This is a genomic window from Streptomyces sp. NPDC086077 (genome assembly GCF_040686175.1).
Classification (GTDB): Bacteria; Actinomycetota; Actinomycetes; order Streptomycetales; family Streptomycetaceae; genus Streptomyces.
The window spans coordinates 1-21,218 of sequence record NZ_JBFBJT010000131.1 but is presented as its reverse complement, the minus strand read 5'-3'; the positions used below and the strand labels follow the sequence as shown (position 1 = coordinate 21,218).

Here is a 21,218-nt window from a genome sequence, read left to right as displayed (position 1 = left end):
GGATCTTCCGCAGAGCCAGATGCAACCCGAACCGCCTGTCGTCAATCGCCGGAGCCGTCCTCGCCCTGGAGCGTCAGAGTTGAAGACGCTCAGTAAGTACGCACTGCTGTGCGTTAGTTGATGCGCTGTGCCGGACGCCGCCTGTCGATAGCATGAGCGCATGATCAACGATGTGATCGCGGCATGGGACCGTGTGGAGTCCTGGCTGAGACGTCACCCGCCAGCTTCCCCGGTGACTCCCGGTGCCTCGAACGAGCTGATCGCCGAGGCGGAGGCCGAGCTTGGCTACCGCCTCCCCGCCGACCTCCGCACGCTGTGGCGGCGATGTGGCGGGCCGGTCGGGGCCGTTGACTCCCGACGGTGAGGTGCTTCTCGGGATACGCCAAGCCCTGGACGCCTACGAACTGCTGAATCACCCGGGAGCATGGGAGTCGACGTGGGTCCCGTTCACCGCCGACGAGCCTGAGGACCCGTTCTCGGGGACCTTCATCGACGCCGCTACCGGTCTGATCGGGTCGTGGAACCGGCAGGACATCTCCTGCCTCTACGACGACGGCAGCACCCTGGCCCGGTATCTGACCGAGGTGGCCGACGAACTCCAATCAATTCACTGACGATGTCGGACGAGATCCCGCCCGCCGCGGAGCCGAACCCGCGGCGGGCGGGGCAGCACTTGCCAGGTGCTGTCCTACGGTGGTCAGCGACGCGGCGGACTTAGCCTCGGCGCCGACAGGCCGCGGTCAGGGAAACCGTTGGCCCACGCGTCGCAGATGATCGTCTCCGCGGTCCAGTCACATCCGGCGGCCTTTAGGCCCGTCCAGACGTAGTAGCCATCGGCATCCAGTAGCCGGTTCGCCGCCGCGATGACGCTGTTGATCGCCGTGGGCGGATTCGTAGAGATGTCACTCGCGAGCTGAGGGGGTTGTCGTCGGAACGGTCTGCGGACGTGGAGAAGGCGTTAACGGTGCGGTGATCGTCCGTGGGCGCCCTGGCCGACCGGATCGTGGAGGGCTGCGCCGGCGGGGGCGGTGCAGCCTCCTGTTGGTCCTCGAGGTGACGGCCACGCCAGCACTTGTACGCTGGCAGGGATGTCCATGACAGCGCAGAGGGAGGGGTGGAGTGTCGCGGTTGATGCAGGTGTTCGCGGTGACGGTTCTGGCCGTGTGCACTGTCGGCTACGTGGCGACCGAGGCCATTAACATCAGCATGGAGCCCGGCCCCACCGGGAGCGTCTCCGATACCTCGATTCCGGCGCCGGTTGTCCCGGCCCCGGAGTGCAGCGACACGGATGCTGACTTCACCGCCTGCGCTCTGGACCGTATGACGTGCGAGGAGTCCGCCGCCCACTACCGTGCGCATCCAAGCCCGGGCCCCAGTCCTGCCCGCATCACGGTCCGCCTGTGTGCCGACGGCACACAGGCGGAGGACTGAGCCAACGAGGCACCACCTGCAGGACACCGTACGCCTTGCACTTGCGTGAGCGCTGTCCCCGCCTCATTGCACAAGGGAGAACAGGATGAGCCAACAGGTCAGGGTCGATGTCATGTTCGGTCGTATCGAGGCGTGGCTGAGCAAGCATGCCCCCATGTCGTACCAGTCGCTCAGGGCACCTGCCCGCGAGGCGGATATCGCCGCCGCAGAGGCTGGCATGAACGTGGCTTTCCCCCGAGAGCTACGGAGGCTGCTGGGGCTGCACAACGGGGCGGAGTGGTTTGAGGTGGAGGACGACGAGCAGGGCGAGGTGAACCCGGCCGCGTTCCTCCCGCACGGCGCGCTGTACTCCCTTGAACAACTGCGGCACGCGCACACTCTCTATGCGAACCCGGGGTCGGGAATCGGTGATGCGACGTTGCGGGCCTATGTGCCGTGGGCCGGGGACGATGACGGGTTCTACGGGTTGTACGTGGATACGGACAGCGGGCGGGTCGGCAGGTTCGCCAACCCGCCCGAGTTCTGGCCTCTGCCGTATGGGGCGATCGTGGATTATCTGACGGCTGTTGCCGATTGCTTGGAATCGGGGCGCGGCCCGTTGGCGGAGGACCCGCACAGAGTTCCGGGCCTGGCCGCGGGGTGCCGGCCTGGTCATCCCGCACCGCCGCGAGAGGGGCCAGACCGACCTCCCGGACTGGAAGGAGGAGCACAACGCCTCCCACCGCAAAGTCCGTGCCCGCGTGGAGCACGTCTTCGCCCGGATGAAGGGCGGGAAGATCCTTCGCGACTGCCGACTGAAAGGCGACGGCGTTCACCACGCCATGCTCGGCATCGCCCGCCTGCACAACCTCGTCCTTGCCGGGTGACGCAGAAACCAGCAGGCCAACAGACACGTCAAAGATCATTTACGGGACAGCCCTTAGGTGTGCGACGGGGCTCCTACGCTGTTCCGGGCGGAGACTACCTCGATGGCCGAAGGAGAGCACTCATGAAGCAACAGACGCGGGTAGAGGCGGCGTGGCGCCGTTTTGAGGAGTGGTTGAGCAAGCACGCGCCGCTCTCACACAGTCTCTTGCGTGAGTCGGCTACACCTGAGCAGATAGAGCATACCGAGCAAGCCATCGGGGTCGTCATTCCGCCGGAACTGAGAGCGCTCTACTTGATCCATGACGGAGTGCAGGGCGCGGATCTGGACGAGTTCGGCGAGCAGCCGTTCGCACCGGAAAATGAGAACGATCCATGGCACCGAAAGGCGAACGCAGTTGACTTCATGCCCAATGGTCAGGCATGGCTCCCGCTTGACCACGTGATCACTGCGCACGGTGGGCCGCTAGCGGCCTTGTCAGGTCAAGAAGCCGTACCTTACGTGCCCGTCACCGCGAGCGCGAAGTACACGATGCTGGAAGGAACCTACATCGACCCGGCAACGGGATCGCTGGGCACCTGGGCGGATGCGCAGGAACCGCAGTTGCTGCGTGCCTATCTTGTCGACTGGCTGGAAGACGGTGCCGCCGCCCTGACCGAAGGACGCCCCAACCGCATCTTCGGGATGCGCCCCTACATTTCGCCCACCGGCGACGGCCTCACCTGGTTCGATCCCGACCCCATGTATGAGCAGGATGGCTGGCGGCCCGTGACGCACTGATCTGCCAGCCCCCGACAAGCCGCCCTCGAACCCACTCGGGTTCGAGGGCCGCGCGTCTACACGGAGGGTCAGGGCGTCACGGGCGCTGAGCGCACGTGATCACGTCAGCTGTGGCGTCACAATCCTGGAATCCGTCGATGTCCACCCAGTACGTGTCCTTGTCAAGCAGCCGGAAAGTGGACGCGAACGACCCAAATCGAGCCATGGCCTGGGAGTTGATGTTGAGTGACATCGAGGACCGGCCGCAGGTCTCATCCCAGGTCGGTGCGGCGTAGCGCTCGTCGTCGTAAAGCCGGTACGTGCCGTCGGGCAGCTTCTTCTCGTAGGTCTGGACGCACTCCCGCCCCTGCAACGCATCCGATACGGGCTTGGGGTTCTGACCGCCCTCGGCCGTGGGCATGCCAGCCGACTGGTACGTGGCATTGAAGGCGTACTCGTCGCAGGATCGTTTGTCCTTGTTCGAATCGGATAGTTCCGGATGGAGTGCCGTGTCCGTGCGGTAGACCATCTTGTTCGCTGCTGCGCCGTAACAGACGCGGTACCGGTTTGCAGTTTCGCTGCGGCCTGCGCCACTCGGAAGGGCCGCGTTTCGGGTCTTGTTTGGCATGTACTGCAGCGGGGTCACGGGCGTCTGGCCGAAGAACTCGGGGGCCAGACGGTTCTGGATCAGCCAGGCGTGGGCCGCGGCCGCAGGGAACTTTTTGGAGTTCATCGAATAGCCGGGGCTGTAGTCCTTGATAACGCAGCCGCCGGTCCCGTACACCTTGTCGCAGCGGGTCTCAAGGACCGGGGACTGCGCCCAGTCTTTGACCGGCAGCGTCATGTCCGGGGTGTCGGTGCTCATCTTGGTGTAGATGGCCAGGTTCAGGATCTTCGACAGGTCCTGTCCTTGGTTCCCGCGGCGTTGGCAACGCTGCCGTCCCAGGAGGTTTCGGCGTTGCCTTGCGCGATGTGGTCGTCCAGACCGCCGCTCCACGTCGGGGACCGGTCGGTCTCCCAGTCGAAGCCCTTGTTGGCGTCGGTGCAGCCGCTCTGGCACAGCGCGAGGATGTTGAAGGCGTGCGCCCTCGGAGAGGACGGCCAGGGCAGCCCCGGCTTCTCCGATCCGAAGATCGGGCTCATCTGGAGCCAGTGCTTGATGGAGGAGCCGGCGGGATCCATCTTCATCTGTCACATCAGCTCGTAGGACCGCTTGTAGACGCCGGTCCTCGAGGTGCCCTCCACATCCCACTGGAACAGCAGGCAGGCTTCGCTGCGGCGGATGTAGGACTTCTGCGCTGTCAGCGTGGTGTCGCACCAGTCCTGCCCCAGGATCGGACCGGTGTAACCCGCGGCCGCTATCCCCGTTCGGCTGTTGCTCTCACGGATGCTGTGCCGCTTGGCTTCGATCTTCTTCAAGGACTCTGCGGCCGCCTTCGTGCGCTGCTTGAGCGGGGTCACGGTGATGGTGACGTCGCCGCTGTCGAACGTGCGCTTCTTCGGGGAGATGAGCGCGGGCGCGTCTTGCGTGACGGTCCCCGAGCCGGTCACGGTGTTCCATCCGCCCCAGCCGAAGGCCGGGTAGGGGTTGTTCCAGTCGGCCGGGTTCAGCGCGGCCGTGTCCGGCGCGTTCAGTGTGATGTCGACCTTGTGGGCGCGGGACGCCGGAGCGGTCCCCGCCAGGAAGCCGTACTCGTCGGTGGCGCCGACGTTGTCGGCCCGGTCGACGGCTTGGGTCTCCACGTGATGCGCGCCGTCGGTGCCGGGCGTCACGGCGAAGGAGGCGGACGTACCGGTGGACGTCGTGGTGGTGTTGACCGTCTGCCAGGAACCGCGGCCCGGCGCGCCCGCCTCGGGGTCGGCGTCCTCACCGTCCACGCGGTACTGGAGCCGGTTCGCGTCGTCGGCCGTGGTGGCGGTCCACGCACCGGCTTGACCCGCGCCGCCGCCGTAGCTGCCCTCCGGGTACGTTGCGGAGGTCACCGGGCTTGGCTCGTCGGGTGCGGTGGTGTCGACCACGAACTGGGTCCAGGTGGACCAGCTGAGGTTGTAGTGGGTGCCGTCGTAGGCGTTGGTGCGGAACTTGTAGGTTTTGCCGTCCTGGAGCTGGCCTGCGGGCACGACCACGCTGATCGGCTGTCCTTGGGGGCCGAAGTCGGAGACGATCAGGCCTTCGCCGGCTGGGGTGGTGATGGGGGTGTTGGTGGCGGCGTCGTAGACCTGGAAGGTGGCGTTGACGGTGTCGCCGTCGGGGTCGGTGAAGGTGTCCCGCAGTGTCGGGGTAGTCGTGTTGACTGCCCAGACGCCGGCGTAGGACTTGAACGGCGGGCCGGCCTGGCGGTTGGTGCCGTCGGAGGGCCGGTAGTTGTAGGTGACACTCAGTTTCGGCTGGTTGGTGGTGGCGTTGCCGGAGTTGACGCGTTTCCAGGCGCGGGTGTCGTCGGTGGCCGCGCGCAGGCCCATGTAGCCGCGGGTGGCCTTGGCCGAGGCCCAGGTCTGGACGAGGGTGTCGACGTCGGCGTTGATCCACCCGTCGGGCTGGGTGGCGGTGCACGCGGTGTTGCCGCGGGTCTGCGTGGAGGAGTGGTACTGCTGGTTCCAGGTGGGTTGGGTTGTCCACCGGGACGAGGTGGACGCCGCGGTGGTGTCCCAGATGGTCCACCCTTGAGCGGTGCAGTCGTCGTTGCCGGAGTGGAAGTTCCACAACGCCAGGTTCGTGTCAATGATCAACGCGTCCTGGATGGGCGTGGTGTTCCAGTGGATGAAGGACCGCGCCACGCGGGTCGTGCCGTCCGCGTTGGTGGTGCCGGGTTGCCGAAGTCGAGCTCGGTGTCGGCGGACCAGTCGACCGTCTCGCCGCGCTGCACGTAGGTGTCGAACGTGGACGCCAGAGCTGAGGTCGAGGGGTCCACCGTGACCGGGTACTTGGTCTTCGGATCGGCGAGGAAGTCCGCGCTGGGAGTGACGACCAGGTCGATCCGGCCGGCGCCCTTGTTCACGACCTCCATGTCGACGCGAGCCCGGCGGGTGTGCTCACCGGACTGCTTGTCCACCGAGGCGTCCCACATGACCGGGGCCGGCATTGTCGCGCGCCGCTCACCGGTCTCGGCGTCGGTGAACGTCACCGCCCCGTCCTTGTTCGCTTTGGCCGTCAGTCCCTTGGCCTTGACCGGCAGTGTGTAGGAGTAGGCGCCGGAGGGCCTCTCGCCGATCTCGACGAACTGCTCGAAGCCGGTCCGCGTGGCCTCGACGATCACATCGGCGCCGGGCACGGCCTCACGGTAGCGGACCGTTGTGCCATCCAGCTCCGGCTCGGGAAGACCGCCCTTCCACTGCAAAGTCACCGCCTGGTCGTCACTGCCGAGAGTGACCAGGTCCCGCGGGGCGGCATCCTGCGCGGCGGCCAGCGAGCGCGGAACGGTACCCCCCTTACCCGCCAGACGCAGCCCGTTCGGGTGCTCCTTCGCCTTCACAGAGCCATCGCCGGCCCTGGTCAGTGAGACGTCGACCTTGCGCCACTTACCGCCACGCCAGACCCGCTCGGGTCCGGAGGTCAGGTCGGTGGTCAGGGTGCCATCGGGGTTGGCGACGGTGTACGAGGTGGCCGTCGTCTCGTCATAAGCGACGACCTTCTTGCCGGTCTTCTTCGCCTCGAGGATCGCCCACGCCTTCGAGCCCTTGGCATGCCGGGCCGCCCACTGCATGTCGGCCTCAAGGACCTCCGCCTTCGAAGGCGGGGAGACCTTAGCCGGCTCGCTGCTGCGCTCCTTGGCGGGAGCCGCAGCGGCCTGACCCGTGACGGCGATACCAGCCTCGGCGATCAGCAGCAGCGCGGCGGCCGCCGCAAGGCGGTTGCGTCTTCTGCGTCTTGGTGTGATGGATCGTGTGGATGGATACACGAAATGCCGTGCCCTTCCTCATAGGTCAGCTCAAACGTCCGTGCGAAGTCGCACGGACGGCAGGACCTTAGGCAGGAAGATCAACGCCAATGAAGCTGGTTTCAGGACACGTACACTCGTCAACTACGCCGTCAGAAGACACGCTTGGCATCATTGGCCGCACATGATTAAACGTCAGCTAGATCACAAGGGGCCACCCGAACTCAGAAGCATTGGGCCGGAAACACGCAGGACTGAAAAGCCCATCTCGCTTGATGTGTGACCTCGCTGACCCAGGAAAGAGGGAACCCAAGCTGCCCCATTAGGGCCATATCCCGAACCAAAGCGACAAAGCAGGGCTACACAGTAGCTGCCCCAAGTCGGCCTGACCTGAAAGCGATGCTCACTGCGTGCGCGACGCACAGGTGTGACATTTCCTCGGCCGGATACGCTGGTTAAGACATGCCCTACGACAACCCGGCCCGGCACGACCCCCCGACCCGAGGCGGAGACGTCCAAGCATCGCTGATTTGCCGTGTCCCACGCGCGGGAGCCTGTGGCCAGTGACCGCACCCAAACCATCGCCCACCACCGAGCAACGGTCTACCAGTAGCAGCAGGACGTCATACCGACTCGTCAGCTTCACCCGGAGCTGCGACGGCACCTGTTAGCCGAGGTCTGATATAGGCGGTCGAGTGAACGGTGACGCCTGTCCGCTTCCAACCTGGTGAAAGAGGGCACGCAGACTAACCGCGCAGAAGCTGCAGTAGAGCAGGGGCGATGGCTCAAGGGATGCGACTCGACGAAGGAGTCAAGCCAAGCAATACACAAATCGCTGTACAATCCGTAGACCGCACGGGAGACACGCATCTTTTCTGCTGGCATCCTTTATGAGCGAGGACCACTAGTCTGGAGCGCTTCGCTAAGGGCTTCTCCTGATGGGATGTCGCGAGGTAAGCAAAAGGCGTTGTCTGTCCAAATTCCGCGGTGGAGATACAGAACTGCTGCCCTGATAGCGAAAAATTACAGCGGTTGTCGTCGGTCGGTGGATCTGAGTAGAAGATGGATTTCTGACCTGGGGCTTCGCTGAATGAGTGGTTGTGTTCGGGTCGGTGTTGCTCATTCGTTCTGAGTCGTACGCGAACGCCTTACACGGGTGACCGGGGGTTTCCTGGTTTTCGCTGTGTGCTGCGCAGGTTGGTTGAGCGGTGCGCAGTTGCGTTGGCCACCGGTATGTGGGCGCTGCGGGGTGGGGTTGGTGTCGAGTCAGGTAGTGGGTAGGGGAGGCTCCGTGCCTGTCCTGGGTGCTGACTTTCGGCTTCCCTTTCTGTCCTTTCGGCGTGCCTGGATGTGTGATGAGGGCTGCTGAGGGGGTGGTTGGTAGCCGAGTTCGGTGAGTTCGGTGGGGCCTGGGGGGCGTGGGGGCTGTGCCGGTAGGGCCATCGCTCGCGGGCGCGGGGGTGGCGGCCGGGTGTGTAGCTGATGCGGTCGCCGAACCGGTCCGGCTACAGGGCGGGGTTTTCGAGCCAGGGCCGGCCCAGGAGGGAGGCGACGGCGGTGTGGAGAGGGTGGGTGTGCCCGGGGCGTTCGAGGGGGTGGAGTGCACGGGGGTGGTGGGCGAAGAATCGGGCGAGGGTGATGGTCTCGGGGTAGGTGACAGCTTCTCGGGCGAGGGCGTACCAGAGGCGGGCGCGTTTGTTGTTGGCGATGCGGCGGGCGCGTGCGGGCCAGATGCGTTCTTCTGGGGGTGCGGCGCGTCGCCAGTTCTCGGTGAGGGTCATGGCCAGGGTGAGGGCGTGGTCGGCGGCTGCGCCCCGGTGGCGGAGGAACCGGATGTGGATGCGGTGGGCGGCGAGGATTTCGGGGGTTCGTGTGAGGTCGGCGTGCTCGATGGGCAGTGGCATGCCGGCGAGGGTGTGGCGGCCGAGCATCCAGGTGTGGTGGCGGCGGCAGAGGAGACGGGTGTCGGGCAGGTACTGCGGGACGGGGCGGGTATCGCCGGTGCGGGCGATCGTGCAGCGGGGGCAGCCGGTCACGGCGTGCGCAGAGGCGAGGCGGAGCCGGGCGCGGGTGGACTGCGGGTCGGGTTTGTCGCGGTAGCGGTTCCATTCGGGGAGCGCGTGGGCGAGGTGTTCGTCCGGGATGCCGGCGAACGCTGCGATCAGGTGGCGGCTGGGTGCGTTGAGGTAGATCTCGATGCTGGTGTAGGGGCCGTGCGGCTGGGCGCATTCCTTGTTCGCCTGGGGCCGGGGGATGCCGAGGGCGTGGAGGAGTTCCGCGGTGGTCAGGTGATGTCGGCGTGCCAGGCGCTGGATGTACGAGGTGGTGGTCTCCCACTGCAAGGGGGCCACACGCCAGATGCTGGGGCGCGGGAGGGAGCGGTGCACGCGCTACGTCTCAGGCTTGTGCCGGTGGGCGCGCGGCCTGTTCGGCGAGTTCGTCGAGGTCGATGTCGTCGAGCAGTTGCTTGGTGATCTTCTCACTGCCGTTCAGGATGGCGGCGATCGCTGCTTCCCGGACGAGGGCGGACAGCTTCCGATGCGGCCGCCGGTGCGGTGGTGGAGGTAGGGGGCGTGCCGGGTGAGGGTGTCGGGGCGGTGTGCTTGGAGGCGTAGGGCTTGGTCCATGCCGCGGACCAGGCCTTCCCAGGCGGTGCGCTGTGCAGGGCTGCCGTACGCCAGGGGCGGGTTGCGCACCATCTTGAACCGTCCGGCGAGCTGCGCGCCGCGGCTTCCCGTCAGGAGCGGGGAGGCCTCGATGGCGACGCCGGCGTAGACGAAGGTCGCGGGGAGGCGCTCGCTGAGGTGCTTCATCTGGTCGGAGGTCTCAGCACCGATGCGGGTGCGGGTATTGAGCAGATGGACGTCGTCGACGAGGACGAGCTGGGTCGACAGATCACGTAGTACACCGCAGACGATGTCGGTGATCCGTGCTTGGTTCATCGCTTTGCCGATGGGCAGGTCGAGGAACCGGGCCAGTTCGGACACGAGCATTTTCGGGGTCGCGGCCGGGGGGACGGACAGGAAGGCCACCGGCAGTCGCTCGTCGAAGCTGTTGTGGCGGGCCCGGTCGGCGAGGTGGAAGGACCGGCCGAGCTGCTGCAGAGTGGTGGTCTTTCCCGTGGTGGGCGGCCCGGAGATCAGCAGTCCTCGCCGGGCGGTGCCGTTGTGCCGCCGGTTGAGGATCATGAGCCGGCGCAGGGTGAGGGAGATCTTGGCCATGGTCGGGGTGGAGAGGATCACGAACTGGGAGTGGTAATCCAGACGCTCCTCGGCGTTCCATGGTCCGGGCCCAGGCAGGCAGGCTGGTTCGCTGTCGACGAACCGCGTCCATTCGCGCCAGGTCGTCGGTGACGCGTACGGGCCGTTGTCCGTCTCCTGGTTGGCGGCTTTCACCAGCTGCGCCTCCTGGTGGGCGTCGAAGATGCTCCAGGCCCCGGCCGATGCTGCTGTGCCGGCGGAACCCGGGGCAGGGGGCGTGTTCTCGTCCGCAGGCGGAAGGTGCTCGGCGGGGCCTTTCGGCGGGCCGGTGTCTGCGGTCCGTCGCCGTGCGCGTCTGGTTCCTGCCCGCCGGCCCGGGACGTCGGCGGGGCTGCTGCCCTTGTGGGAGTGGGCGGCGCTTGTTTGTCCGGTGTGGGCGCGGCGGAGTAGCTCGTCCAGGTGACGGGCGAGATGCTCTTCGTGCTCGGCCCGGTCCGTATGCCGTGTGGCCACGGTGCGGATGTGCTGCCAGGTGGTGTCGGTGAAGGGCCTCGACACCAGGCTCCGGTGGATCCACTCGGCCTGCGCCCAGCCGTCTGGAAGTCTGACCCAGCACTGCCAGGGCTCGTAGGGGTTGTGGTGGACCTCCCATTTGCCGTCCGCAGCGGGGGAGCGGTGCCGGTGTCCGTTGAGCGCGGGGCCGTCGTAGGTGCGGTACTCGAACCGGATGCCTTCGTCTGTGATCGCGCACCTGCGGGAGGGCATCAGCTCGATGTAGTCCTCACGGCCCAGCGGCACCGGGACGTACCCGCATACGGCGACCAGCGCCGCCCACATCTCATTCGGCGACAGGGAGAGGCGGGGCATCATCGGGTGCCGCAGCCCGTCGTGCTCGCGCTCCTGCCACCCGCAGATGATCCACTCCTGCAGCAGGTCGTCCAGCTGGGCCAGCGTCCACACCGCCTCACCCTCGGCGTCCTGGCCGCGCTCACCGGTATGCGAGCCTGTGTAGGCGGCCACGTGCTGCACGAACAGCGTGTTGATCGAAGAGAAGGTGCGCTCGACGGCGCCCTTGTCACGAGTCGTCGACTGCACCCGATCAGCACGCTCAGCCCGGAGTTGTGCGGGTCACGCACCCCTTCCACCCGTGGGCCGGGCGGGAGTTCACCTTCGTTGACCGGCGTCTTGCCTGGGACGAGGACCGTGTCGCCGTGGCCGACGAGAACGGTGCGGTGGTCTCGTTGCCTGCGGCGTGGACTGATGTCGATCCCGTCGATCCGTTCGTTGTGATGGCTGCGGGTCGCTGCCCGTTCCGGGTCGATGACCTCGTGGCTGTCGCCGACCTGATCGACGCGCTGCGTGTACGGGCGTCGGGCGGATGATGCCGTGACCGTCGCCTGATCCACGCCCTGCCGGAGGGCGGGGTTGATCGACGGCGCGCAGAGGCGTCCGGCCGGAGCACTTTTGACCTGCCGGTTTGCCTCTGCGCCCCTCCTTTGTGGTCTTGGCTGCACCGGGTGCTGGCGTGAACCTGGTGACACGGCCGAGGACTGAGGAGGCGGAAGCGATGGCGGTGACGGCAACGGACCCGAAGGTGGCTGTGCTGGCGGCGTCGCGGTCCCTCAATCCGTATCCGGAGAAGGTGACGGACGAGGTGTTCCTGGCCTCGCCGTTCTGCGATCCGCGCGACCTGGTGCAGGTCAAGTACGAGATGGTGCGACGCGTCCGCGTCGACAAGGTGCCCGTCGTCCGGGCGGCCCGCGCCTTTGGCTACTGCCGGCAGGCGTTCTATGAGATCGCCGCCGCGCGCCTGCGCAAGATGTACGCCAGCCTCCTGCGCGCTGCAACCGAGCACGTCGACCGGCTGCAGATCATCGTCACCGACAACGACTCCCCTCCGATTGAGGGCATTCACCGAGCACTGGAGCTGTCCGACACAGACCGACTCGTCCCTATGCCCCCTGCCGAACCCGACGACACACAGCCTGTAGACGCGCCGCCAGAGCCAGAAGAGGAAGCTGGCACCTGACAACCACAGCGGGGCCGCAGCCGGACCGGGACTACGACGAATTGGTCGGCGGGCTCCCTTCTGGGAGTCCTCGGGTTCAAAGGATCCTCAAGGCGATGCGCTGATCGAACCGCCCGGATGCGATGCATCTGGCTGTCGGTAGCGGCAGCCACGAGACTGGCGTAGCCAGCTCGGGTGAACTTGATCGCGAACACCCGACCGGTCGGTGCCTTCCCATGTATGACCTGGGCAGAAGCCCTCACGGAAGGAATCACATTGGGGATTTTCACCAAGCCGCTGGCCCGTCTGGCCATGTCGTTGGCCGGCACGGCCGCCCTGCTCACCGTTGCCACCCCCGCACCCGCGGAAGCGGCGCCCTTGGGACGCGCATGCTTTTTCGTCGCGCCCCGGGGGGCAGACGGCGTCGGGCACGCGGCGTTCGCAATCAAGGTGCGCGGCGAGTACGACCACTGGATCTACGGATCGTTTGGCTCCATCAGCGACGGACCGCTGAAGGGCTGGATCAAGGGCGGCACGTGGGGCCAGGCCCGCGGCCACTTCAAGAAGGTGTACGACCGCGACAACAAGAGTCCTCGCTACTACACCCAGTATCGGTGCCTGAACACGCGGGACGGCAACCACAAGACCGCGCAGGACTGGTACCGGAGCGTCAAGTCCCGCGGATACAACCTGGCGACGAACAACTGCCTCCACATGACCATGGCAGTGTTCAAGGGGTACAGCAACATCCTGCGCAAGGACCCTGACCTGCCGTCGGCGACCCGCAAGCTCCCCAACTACTACTTCGGCACAGTGCTGGGCGATGCAGGGTGGGAGAGGGCCAAGGTCGTCTGACAGCTCAATCCTCTGACGGAGCCTGAGCCGTGTCACCGCGGAGAGCATCAAGGCCTGCACCGTTGCCGGTGCAGGCCTTCGCCATGGCGCCGGACCGGGCACATGCGCTGGTGCATAAGGTGGGCCGCTGGACGGATTGCTGCTCGACATCACCGGCTGGAGGCCGGAGGAGATCGACGACGGCGTCTCCCTCCTCACGGAGCTCGGGCAATTGGGCCCCGGAGGCCGGGCACTGTACGACCCGCGCCCTGGCGACCCGGCCCCCTAGGACTGGTCCGGCGACAGTCCCTGCTTACCCGCCACCTGGCCTTCACCAGGGCACGAGATGTGGCCACCGTGCTGCACTGATGCGGCCACTGTTCGGTGAAACGGCTCATGGAGTCCCGAGCCTCTGCCAGTTTCGAACGCGTGGATCAAGGATGGGCAGCAGTTATCGCAGGTGGCGTCGGGCTTGTTGGCCGGTCGTCGGTGCTCTCGTCGGCGGGCTGGCCGCGGTCCGGGGCGCTCGGATTGGCGCGGAGGCGAACGCGGCCGCCGTACGGGAACATGTTCGAGACCACGCTGCTCTGGATCTGCAGCAATGGGTCCGCCAGGAACGGCAGAAAGCCTGTCTGCAGGTGATGGACATGTACGCCGTCTTCAACAGCGATTCCGTCCGGCGGCGCGAAGACATGGAGGCGGGCACGGTGCTGGACGAGGCGTCGCTCCAGTCCTACGCGGATCACTCCACTAACCTCATCGCCGCGTGCAGCCACTTGGCGCTCCTGGGACCTGACGCCGTCCAGATCGCAGGTGGCACCCTGCGGCGCATGACGGAGCGGTTCGTGAGCACGCTCAGGTTCGTGAACGAGGAACTGGCCGAACAGCCATCGGAGCAGCGGGCAGAGGGACTGCGCGCGGACTGGCTTGAGATGCTGGCTGAGGACGGACAGGAGATGAAGCTCGCCTACCTGGAATTCATGCGCATCAGCCGGGCCGCCCTGCTGCCCGGCTGATCGTCTACGGGACTTGGTCAAGCTACTCGGTCGGGTGAAGACACCGCACCGGCGGAACCCGCTCGGCAGCCTGGGCGTAGTGCCGTACATGGACCCCATCAACGAGGCGCACGTGAGTGAGCCCGGCCTCCTGGTCGTCGACGTCGCAGCCGCCGACGACGACACCGCTTCCAGCAGCTGCTCGCCGACCGGTGGGCAACGGCGACAGCGGAGCGGACGACGCGGGATGCGGGGGAGCCAGGCGCCCGGCTGCGCTGCTACCTGGACCTGCGCCAGCCGATCAGCCCGGGTGGGCGGGACGAAGCCCTGCCATCGGTCAGCCCAGCCGCATCACCGTGACGACGGCGTGCCGGGTCGTTCCTGCCACGACCTCCACCACCACGTTGTTGACGGCGGGCGTGTAGGAGTCGCCGGCCGCCGTGAATGCCCGCCCGGGATCGGGGACCAGGCGCGGGCCGACGACGGACGCGAGTGCCGTGGTCAGCCGCTGGGACAGCGCCACCCGTCCGTCAGGGAGCCGTACGGCGAGGGCCTTCGGGTGCCGGGCCGTGCCGGTGAAGCCGACCACGGTGGCGTCGACGGTGTCCGCGTGCCTGACCTTCGCCCACACACGGCCGGCCTTGTAGGCCGACCGGAGCGGCTTGGCCACGATGCCCTCAACGCCGCTGCCTTCGAGCGTCTCGAACCAGAGCAGGGCCTCCTCGAGGTCCGTGGTCGACCACACCGGCACGATCGGCGGACCGACGTCGGCGAGCACGTCCAGGAGGAGCTGGCGGCGCTCCACGTAGGGACGCGGCGAAGGTCAGGGAAGCCCGCCGCAGGGTGGGCCAGGATGTCGAACGCCACGTACGTCGCCGGGTGTTGGTCGGCGAGCTCCCTCGCGCGGCGGGGGCGGGACAGCGCGCGGGACTGCGCCGCGGCGAAGCTGATGTGCACGCTGCCGTCGTCGGCGGCGAGGTACACCACGGCCTCGCCGTCCAGGATCACGCCGGGCGGCCGGCGCATGGCGGCCACGGCCAGGTCCATCCAGAGGGCGGTGACGTCGCGGCCGGTCCGAGACTGCAGCCGGACGCCGTCCTCGGTGCGCCACAGCACAGTCCGGTGGCCGTCGACCTTGATTTCGTAGGCCCACGACGGGCCTGTCGGCAGCTGCGTCACGGGCCGCGCGAGGGCGACGTCCATGGGCCACTCCACCCCTTAAGCCTGCGCCTTCGGGACACCGGCCGCCTGCTGGCGCACTCGCGCACTGCCAGCAGGCGGCCCGGGCGGCACAGCTGCTGCGGTACAGCCGTCCCGCCGCACGGCGCGAGCCCGGCCGCGCTGCGCGACCGGGCCCTGAAGTGGTCTTGGGTGTTCTCGACTTTCTGCTGAGCGTCTCGCCGAACCGCCCCGCTGTCATCACCCACATGGGCGACGCCCGCTCACACCGCGGCGGCCTCCTGCTTCCTGGCCTTCACCAGGGCGGCGAGCGGGGAGCGCTGGCCTTTCCCGATGTTGCGCAGCTGCTCCCAGTCGACCTCGGGGTGCGCGCCGGGCAGCGCGTCGACGGACGCCGTGGTGAACAGCGGGATCATCGCCGCCCCAGCCCGCGACGTGCCGAAACGTACCTCACGCCGTTCCGCCGGCCGTACCCACAACAGGTCGCGCATGTAGTCGAAGTCGACCCTCCGCACGCCCAGCCGGGCAGCGGCCTGGTCCGGCCCGAGCCGCGCTTCGTCGGCGAGACGCTGCGCGAGGCCCTCGATGCCGCAGACCGCCGCCACCTGGTCGGGGTTGATCCGCACGGCCTCCGGGTTCGCCGACAGGTCGGTCAGTAGCCCGCAGGCGATGAGCCGGCGCACCGCGAAGGCGCTCACGACCGGCGGTTCGTCGGACACGTTCGGCGTGCCCAGGGCCTGGGCGATCCGGTCCGCAGCCGCTGCGGCGGAGATCGGCTCGTGGGGGAGCGAGGCCCGGGCCGCGTCCGCGTCCATCGCCTCCACAGCGGCCCGTGACCACTGGTAGGAGGAGGCGTCCGGGGCTGGGACGAGGCCGGTGTGCCGCGCCCAGCGGAAGGCGGCGATCGGCACCCGGAGACGTCCGGCGGCCTGGCTCTCGTCGTACTCGGTGCGTCGTGCCATGGGGGATCTTCCTCTCTCGCGGTCTGCCGGGAGCGAGCGAACAAGACCGTGACAGAACAGCTGAAAGACCGTCAATAGCCTTGTAAACTAGGCAAGTTTGTCCTTTCCGTTTAGATCCGCGCCCACGTACGCGAGGGAAAAGTCACCCGTCAGCGCGTCGACCTCGACGCCGTCCCGGAACGCCCCAGCTGCTGTCACCGGCCGTCGGTAGCGTGACCGCCGTGATGGTGGGAACCGAAGAAACCCGGCTGGTCGTGCTGCGCGGCAACAGCGCCTCGGGGAAGTCGTCCGTCGCGGCCGGCCTGCGCGAGAGGTTCGGCCGCGGCCTGGCCCTGGTCGGCCAGGACAACCTCCGCCGCGTCGTGCTCCGCGAGCACGATCGGCCCGACGCCGCGAACATCGGCCTGATCGACCTGACGGCCCGCTACGCCCTGGACTCCGGATTCCACGTCGTGGTCGAAGGCATCCTCTACGCCGACCGCTACGGCGACATGCTCGCCCAGCTGCGCGCTGACCACCGCGGTCCGACGCACGGCTACTACCTGGACGTGCCGTTCGACGAAACCCTCACCCGGCACGCCACCAAGCCGATCGCCGACGAGGTCAACGAGACCCAGCTGCGCGACTGGTACCGGCCGAGCGACCTGCTGCCCGACGGCACCGAGACCGTCATCAGCGCCGACAGCACCCTGCACGAGACCGTCGCCCGCATCATGCTCGACACCGGCCTGGCCCACCTGCCCGCCATGGACCGCTGACCGGAGCACCGTGACACTCCCGGGGAGCGGCGCGATTGTCCTGGTTGCGCGTTGGCGGGCTCAGTACCGGAAATGCGTGGTGACGGCCCGGTGCTCCCGATTAGCGTGATCTGGCTGGCGATTGTCGGCAGCACGTGGTGACCACACTGGAGTACCGATGGCCCTGCCCGCACGGCTTACCGCCGCCCTGGGACAACCCCCCGACGACCTCACCGAGGACGATCTGCAGCACGCGGTCGACAGCCAGATCCCCGAGAGCGTCGACCTCGACTGGAAGAAGGACTTCTACCAGGGCACCGAGGCGGGCAAGAAGGAGCTCGCCAAGGACGTGTCCGCCATGGCCAACACCGCCGGCGGCATGGTCGTCATCGGCGTCGACGACGGTACGAAGGACCATGCCCACGCCCTGGCCCCAGTCGAGCCAGTCCCGGGCCGCGGCGAAGAGTGGATCCGCTCGGTACTCGCGAACTGGATCCAGCCCGTCGTACCGAACGTCGGCGTACGACAGGTGAAGTCCGCAGTCCACGAGGGCAAGATCTACTGGGTGCTCACCGTGCCTCCGAGCACCCAGGCCCCGCATGCGGTCGCCGCTCCGGGCAACGACTACCACTTCCGTGTCCACGTCCGGCACGGCACCACGACCCGCACCCATGCGGAATCCGAGATCGCCCAGCGCTACCGCGACCGCTTCCAGGCCGCCTCCGACGACGTCGATCGCCTGAACCAGGTCACCGACGCCGGTTTTGGCTACCTGTCGGCCTACCTGACCAGCACCGAGCACGGCGGTAGCCCCAGGGTCACCTACTACCCGGGCTGGATCAGCCTGGCTGCGGTTCCGGCTGTCCGCGGCACCTACCCCCTGACCACTCAGGCAGACCGGAACGCAGCCTTCGACCGCTTCGTCAAGTTCGCCGGCGAGGGAGTGACCACCCGCGTGCAGCCGGACCGTCCCGTGCTGGTCGGCCGCCGCCAGGTCCGCTTCGAGGGCGATCCCACCGGTCAGCTTCACCAGGACGGCGCCTTCTACGCAGCGCTGCCCACCTACTTTCAAGGCGACCAGTTCGACTCCGACGGGCCCAAGCGGCTGTCCCAGCGCGGAATCGAACTCGACCTCGTGGCCCTGGTGCAGGCTGCCGCAGCCTGGGCAGCAGAGACCGGAGCGGCAGGCGACCTGATGTGCTGCGCCGCGCTCCACCGCTTCGACGGCAGCGACGATCCCGTGCGCCTGGTCGTATCGGAGGGCGCCTTCCAGCACGGCCCCCTGATGCCGCTCCCGGCAACTCCCGCGCACACCACCGCCGACCTCGCCGCCATCGTCACCGACAAGCGAGAGGCCGTCGTCGTGGCCTGCGCCCTCGTCTCCGACCTGCTGGCTGACATGGGAGCCCACCAGCCTCACGTCCTGACCCCCGACGAAGACATCTTGACCGACCGACACAACACCGACTTCCGCCAAGCGCTCACAGGCTGGACGGCGTAGAGGCGGTAGCCACCCACAGCCGACAGCGCAAAACCCCCGGGCTCAAAGGAGCCCGGGGGTTTTGCGGAGGGAAGCGCCACGGCGGCCGCCGCGACGACCGAGGCGTTCCCGTTCTCCGTCATGACCACCGCATCCCGATCGCGGACAACTGCTTGTCCAGGATCAGTCCGCCGGCCATGGCGATCCCGATGGTGACTACCTCGTTCACGATCGTCTCCGAGCTCTGCGCCGCCCGCGCTTGACGATCACGGCTCGGTAACGGCGCTCAGTGAAGCGTCACACCGTCGACTTTCGCCAGACCTCTACCAGGTGACGGCGGGCTTCTGTCTGGAGTCCCGCGCCACCTGCGTGAGGAGCTTCGTCATGACGTACACCAGCAGCGCTCGGCAGCTCGAGCGGGAGCCGCGCCCCACCTGGACAAGGGGTGCTGAACGCCCGCCGGGCGGCCCGGAATCCAGTGCCGTGAACGGTGCCGCGAGCGAATCTAACGTCGTGCCCATCACCGCAGCTCACACTCAGTGCCTGACGCTGTCGGGGATCTTGGTATCCGGGGGTTGTCGATCACGATGAAGATGCTGGACAAGCGATCCATTTCCCCTGTTCAGGGTGCTAGTGAACAGGCTGGCGGCTCGATGGAGAACACGGGCCGCGTCCTGGTGACCGTTGGGCGAACGCATCGTTCGTGCTCTCTGGTGTCGGAGTGGCGGCCGTGTCTGATGTGTCGATGCCATTCACCCGTTCGTGGTAGCTGCTCGAGGAACCACGGCCCTCGCGATCCCGGCGGGTGGGACGGTTGGCGCCCGCGATTTCGGAGGCCCGAGATGTGTGTTCGCTCCCGTACCAGCTGCGTGGTCCCCGAGCTGACGGTGCGGGTGGCGCGGGCGAGCAACCCTCAGGGCACCACGGCCATGGCCATCCGCGATCACCTCAACGGTCTATGGAGCGATGAGGACTTCGAGGAGTGGTATCCCAGGGACGGCAGGCCCGGCCTGTCACCTGCCCAGTTGGCGACCGTGTCGGTCCTGCAGTTCCTGATGGAGCTGTCCGACCGGCAGGCCGCCGAGTCCGTGCGCAACCGCATCGACTTCAAGTACGCCCTGGGCATGGAGCTGGAGGACCCCGGCTTCCACCACAGCGTTCTCACCGACTTCCGCGAGCGCCTGGCCGTGGAGGGCCGGGCTGACAAGCTGCTCGATCTCGCGCTGGAGAAGATCAGGGATGTCGGCCTGGTCCGGGCACGCGGCCGGCAGCGCACCGACTCCACCCACGTGCTGGCCGCTGTGCGGGACCTGACTCGCCTTGAGCTGGTCACCGAGGCCATGCGCGCCGCGCTGGAGGAGCTTGCCCGCCGGGCGCCGCAGGAGCTGGTCGGCCTGGTGACCGAGGACTGGGGCAAGCGCTACGGCCGCTCGGCCCGGCTCGGCAAGAACCCCTCCAAGCCGAAGACCCGGATCAAGGACACAGGAGAGGACGTCCGCCTGCTCCTGCGCTATGTCCACCGCTACCTGCCCGCCCTTCGCCACGGCGAGCAGGTCCAGGCCCTGCGTCAGATCTTCGTGCAGAACTACTGCCTGGACGCCCAGGACCGGCCGAAGTGGCGGGAGCCGGAGGACGCCGGGCTGCCGCCCTCGGCGGTCGCCATCGTCTCGCCCTACGACGTGAGCGCCCGCTACGCACGCCGCGGGGAGACCCGCTGGAAGGGCTTCCTGGCACATGTCACCGAGACCTGCGACCAGGACACCCCGAGCGTGATCACCGACGTGACCACCACCAAGGCCCCCGTCCACGACACCAAGGCCCTGCCCGGCATCCTGGCCAACCTGGAGGATCGGAATCTGCTGTCGAAGGAGCACTTCGTCGACGGCGGCTACCTCTCCGTCGCGCTCAAGCAGCAGGTCGCCCGCGAGCACGGCGTCGGCCTGGTCGGACCGGTCCGGGCTAAGAGCACCCGCCAGTCCCGCAAGGGCACCGTCTTCCACCGCGACGCGTTCACCATCGACTGGGACGCCAAGCAGGTCACCTGCCCGCAGGGCAAAGTCAGCCGCCGCTGGTCAGCACCGCCCTCCCTCGCGCCCTACATCAACGCCGAGTTCTCCCCGGACGACTGCCGGAAGTGCCCGGTGAAGGCCGCCTGCACCCGCACCGACGCCCGGAAGGTCTCCTTCCTGCCCCGTGAGCTCTACGACATCCAGTCCGAGTCGCGGACCGAGCAGCAGACCCAGGAATGGCGCTCGCGCTACTCGCTGCGGGCCGCCATCGAGAGCACGATCAGCGAGTTCGTCAACGGCCACGGCATGCGCCAGTGCCGCTACCGCAGCGAAGACAAGACCCACGTCCAGCACGTCCTGACCGCCATCGCGGTCAACCTCGAACGCATCGACGTCCACTTGCCGCCGGCACCCGCCCGCCAGCCCCGGAACCCGACAGCCCTTCAGGGCTTCCTCGACTGGCAGCACATCCCCCGGCCCCGGTCCTGGCGCGTCGCCACCCACCCCGCAGGATGAACTGATCCTGGGTGAAGGTGCTGGTCAGCACCTTCACCCAGATTACGGACGTCGCGCCAGGAAGACGAACTCCTTTCCCGGGCGGTCGGGCGCATCGCGAACGCCATCCACCACGTATCCGAGCGCGTACAAGTCCTTCGCGACTTCGTCCCGCTCGCGAAAGCGCAGCGTCGAATCCGACGTCAGCACCTGCCCATCCACTGCGAACCTGTAGGTCCAGCGGAAGGTCACCAGAGGCCGACTCAGCTCTATGAGCTGAACCCAACTCTCGATGGAGCCGATGCCTGGGATCTCGGTCACGCGGTAGGACTTCTCGCGGGTCCACTCTTCCCAGGCGCGTCGGGACGGATCGCGCGTCTCGAAGA

19 protein-coding genes and 5 pseudogenes are annotated in these 21,218 nt (G+C 67.5%); 14 read left to right on the top strand and 10 right to left on the bottom strand.

What is annotated here, in order from left to right; genetic code table 11:
• The first annotated feature begins 160 nt into the window (after positions 1-160).
• From AB0O67_RS29000 to AB0O67_RS28975, 6 genes and pseudogenes are all read left to right on the top strand, one after another.
• Positions 161-364 carry an SMI1/KNR4 family protein gene (locus AB0O67_RS29000; RefSeq protein WP_365456156.1) on the top strand — a complete coding sequence of 68 codons (204 nt, stop codon included), beginning with the start codon at positions 161-163 and terminating at the stop codon, positions 362-364.
• A 1-nt stretch (position 365) separates the two neighbouring features.
• Positions 366-614 carry a hypothetical protein gene (locus AB0O67_RS28995; RefSeq protein WP_365456153.1) on the top strand — a complete coding sequence of 83 codons (249 nt, stop codon included), beginning with the start codon at positions 366-368 and terminating at the stop codon, positions 612-614.
• A 517-nt stretch (positions 615-1,131) separates the two neighbouring features.
• A complete protein-coding gene (locus AB0O67_RS28990) occupies positions 1,132-1,431 on the top strand; it encodes a hypothetical protein (RefSeq protein WP_365456151.1) in 300 nt (99 codons plus the stop codon).
• A gap of 85 nt (positions 1,432-1,516) precedes the next feature.
• Positions 1,517-1,918, top strand: a pseudogene (locus tag AB0O67_RS28985) (SMI1/KNR4 family protein); the annotation flags it as partial.
• A 157-nt stretch (positions 1,919-2,075) separates the two neighbouring features.
• Positions 2,076-2,297 (top strand): annotated as a pseudogene (locus AB0O67_RS28980) (transposase); the annotation flags it as partial.
• 122 nt (positions 2,298-2,419) lie between these two features.
• Positions 2,420-3,076: an SMI1/KNR4 family protein gene (locus AB0O67_RS28975; RefSeq protein ID WP_365456159.1), complete on the top strand. Its 657-nt coding sequence runs from the start codon at positions 2,420-2,422 to the stop codon at positions 3,074-3,076.
• Between the two features lie 76 nt (positions 3,077-3,152).
• Here the strand turns inward: AB0O67_RS28975 and AB0O67_RS28970 are convergent, their stop codons facing one another.
• From AB0O67_RS28970 to AB0O67_RS28945, 6 genes are all read right to left on the bottom strand, one after another.
• Positions 3,153-3,920, bottom strand: a complete 768-nt coding sequence (locus tag AB0O67_RS28970; protein ID WP_365456148.1) for a hypothetical protein — start codon at positions 3,918-3,920, stop codon at positions 3,153-3,155.
• A 20-nt stretch (positions 3,921-3,940) separates the two neighbouring features.
• A complete protein-coding gene (locus AB0O67_RS28965; RefSeq protein WP_365456145.1) occupies positions 3,941-4,243 on the bottom strand; it encodes a hypothetical protein in 303 nt (100 codons plus the stop codon).
• Between the two features lie 3 nt (positions 4,244-4,246).
• Positions 4,247-5,833 (bottom strand): DNRLRE domain-containing protein, encoded by a 1,587-nt coding sequence (locus tag AB0O67_RS28960; RefSeq protein WP_365456142.1) that lies wholly within the window; start codon positions 5,831-5,833, stop codon positions 4,247-4,249.
• Positions 5,782-6,954 (bottom strand): hypothetical protein, encoded by a 1,173-nt coding sequence (locus AB0O67_RS28955; protein ID WP_365456139.1) that lies wholly within the window; start codon positions 6,952-6,954, stop codon positions 5,782-5,784. Before AB0O67_RS28955 ends, AB0O67_RS28960 begins: the two co-directional genes overlap by 52 nt.
• Before the next feature lie 1,484 nt (positions 6,955-8,438).
• Complete coding sequence (locus AB0O67_RS28950) at positions 8,439-9,284, bottom strand: TniQ family protein (protein WP_365456136.1); 846 nt, start codon at positions 9,282-9,284, stop codon at positions 8,439-8,441.
• A 138-nt stretch (positions 9,285-9,422) separates the two neighbouring features.
• The gene (locus AB0O67_RS28945; RefSeq protein WP_365456133.1) at positions 9,423-11,228 is read right to left on the bottom strand and encodes a TniB family NTP-binding protein; all 1,806 of its coding nucleotides are present in this window, start codon (positions 11,226-11,228) and stop codon (positions 9,423-9,425) included.
• Positions 11,229-11,254: 26 nt separating this feature from the next.
• Between AB0O67_RS28945 and AB0O67_RS28940 the strand changes: the two genes are divergently transcribed.
• From AB0O67_RS28940 to AB0O67_RS28920, 5 genes and pseudogenes are all read left to right on the top strand, one after another.
• Positions 11,255-11,515 carry a DUF5372 family protein gene (locus AB0O67_RS28940; protein ID WP_365456131.1) on the top strand — a complete coding sequence of 87 codons (261 nt, stop codon included), beginning with the start codon at positions 11,255-11,257 and terminating at the stop codon, positions 11,513-11,515.
• A 185-nt stretch (positions 11,516-11,700) separates the two neighbouring features.
• Entirely contained in the window at positions 11,701-12,162 is a 462-nt protein-coding gene (locus tag AB0O67_RS28935; RefSeq protein ID WP_365456129.1) for a hypothetical protein, read from the top strand.
• A 219-nt stretch (positions 12,163-12,381) separates the two neighbouring features.
• Entirely contained in the window at positions 12,382-12,996 is a 615-nt protein-coding gene (locus tag AB0O67_RS28930; protein WP_365456127.1) for a hypothetical protein, read from the top strand.
• A gap of 419 nt (positions 12,997-13,415) precedes the next feature.
• A complete protein-coding gene (locus tag AB0O67_RS28925) occupies positions 13,416-13,991 on the top strand; it encodes a hypothetical protein (RefSeq protein WP_365456124.1) in 576 nt (191 codons plus the stop codon).
• Between the two features lie 88 nt (positions 13,992-14,079).
• A pseudogene (locus tag AB0O67_RS28920) lies at positions 14,080-14,330 on the top strand (DUF6207 family protein).
• Here AB0O67_RS28920 and AB0O67_RS28915 read toward each other — a convergent pair.
• The 3 genes and pseudogenes from AB0O67_RS28915 to AB0O67_RS28905 form a co-directional block, all read right to left on the bottom strand.
• Positions 14,308-14,775, bottom strand: coding sequence for a hypothetical protein (locus AB0O67_RS28915; RefSeq protein ID WP_365456122.1), 468 nt, complete (start codon positions 14,773-14,775; stop codon positions 14,308-14,310). The pseudogene AB0O67_RS28920 and the gene AB0O67_RS28915 overlap by 23 nt on opposite strands.
• 98 nt (positions 14,776-14,873) lie before the next feature.
• Positions 14,874-15,173: pseudogene (locus tag AB0O67_RS28910) on the bottom strand (DNA ligase); the annotation flags it as partial.
• A gap of 239 nt (positions 15,174-15,412) precedes the next feature.
• Entirely contained in the window at positions 15,413-16,111 is a 699-nt protein-coding gene (locus tag AB0O67_RS28905; RefSeq protein WP_365456119.1) for a hypothetical protein, read from the bottom strand.
• A 224-nt stretch (positions 16,112-16,335) separates the two neighbouring features.
• Between AB0O67_RS28905 and AB0O67_RS28900 the strand changes: the two genes are divergently transcribed.
• The 3 genes from AB0O67_RS28900 to AB0O67_RS28890 all read left to right on the top strand — a co-directional run bounded on the left by AB0O67_RS28900 (position 16,336) and on the right by AB0O67_RS28890 (position 20,853).
• The gene (locus AB0O67_RS28900; protein ID WP_365456158.1) at positions 16,336-16,869 is read left to right on the top strand and encodes an AAA family ATPase; all 534 of its coding nucleotides are present in this window, start codon (positions 16,336-16,338) and stop codon (positions 16,867-16,869) included.
• A gap of 157 nt (positions 16,870-17,026) precedes the next feature.
• Positions 17,027-18,349 (top strand): ATP-binding protein, encoded by a 1,323-nt coding sequence (locus AB0O67_RS28895; protein WP_365456117.1) that lies wholly within the window; start codon positions 17,027-17,029, stop codon positions 18,347-18,349.
• Between the two features lie 821 nt (positions 18,350-19,170).
• On the top strand, positions 19,171-20,853 hold the full coding sequence (locus tag AB0O67_RS28890) for an IS1182 family transposase (protein WP_365456114.1): 1,683 nt from the start codon (positions 19,171-19,173) through the stop codon (positions 20,851-20,853).
• A gap of 42 nt (positions 20,854-20,895) precedes the next feature.
• On the opposite strand, the pseudogene AB0O67_RS28885 reads toward AB0O67_RS28890, so the two are convergent.
• A pseudogene (locus AB0O67_RS28885) lies at positions 20,896-21,218 on the bottom strand (SAM-dependent methyltransferase); the annotation flags it as partial.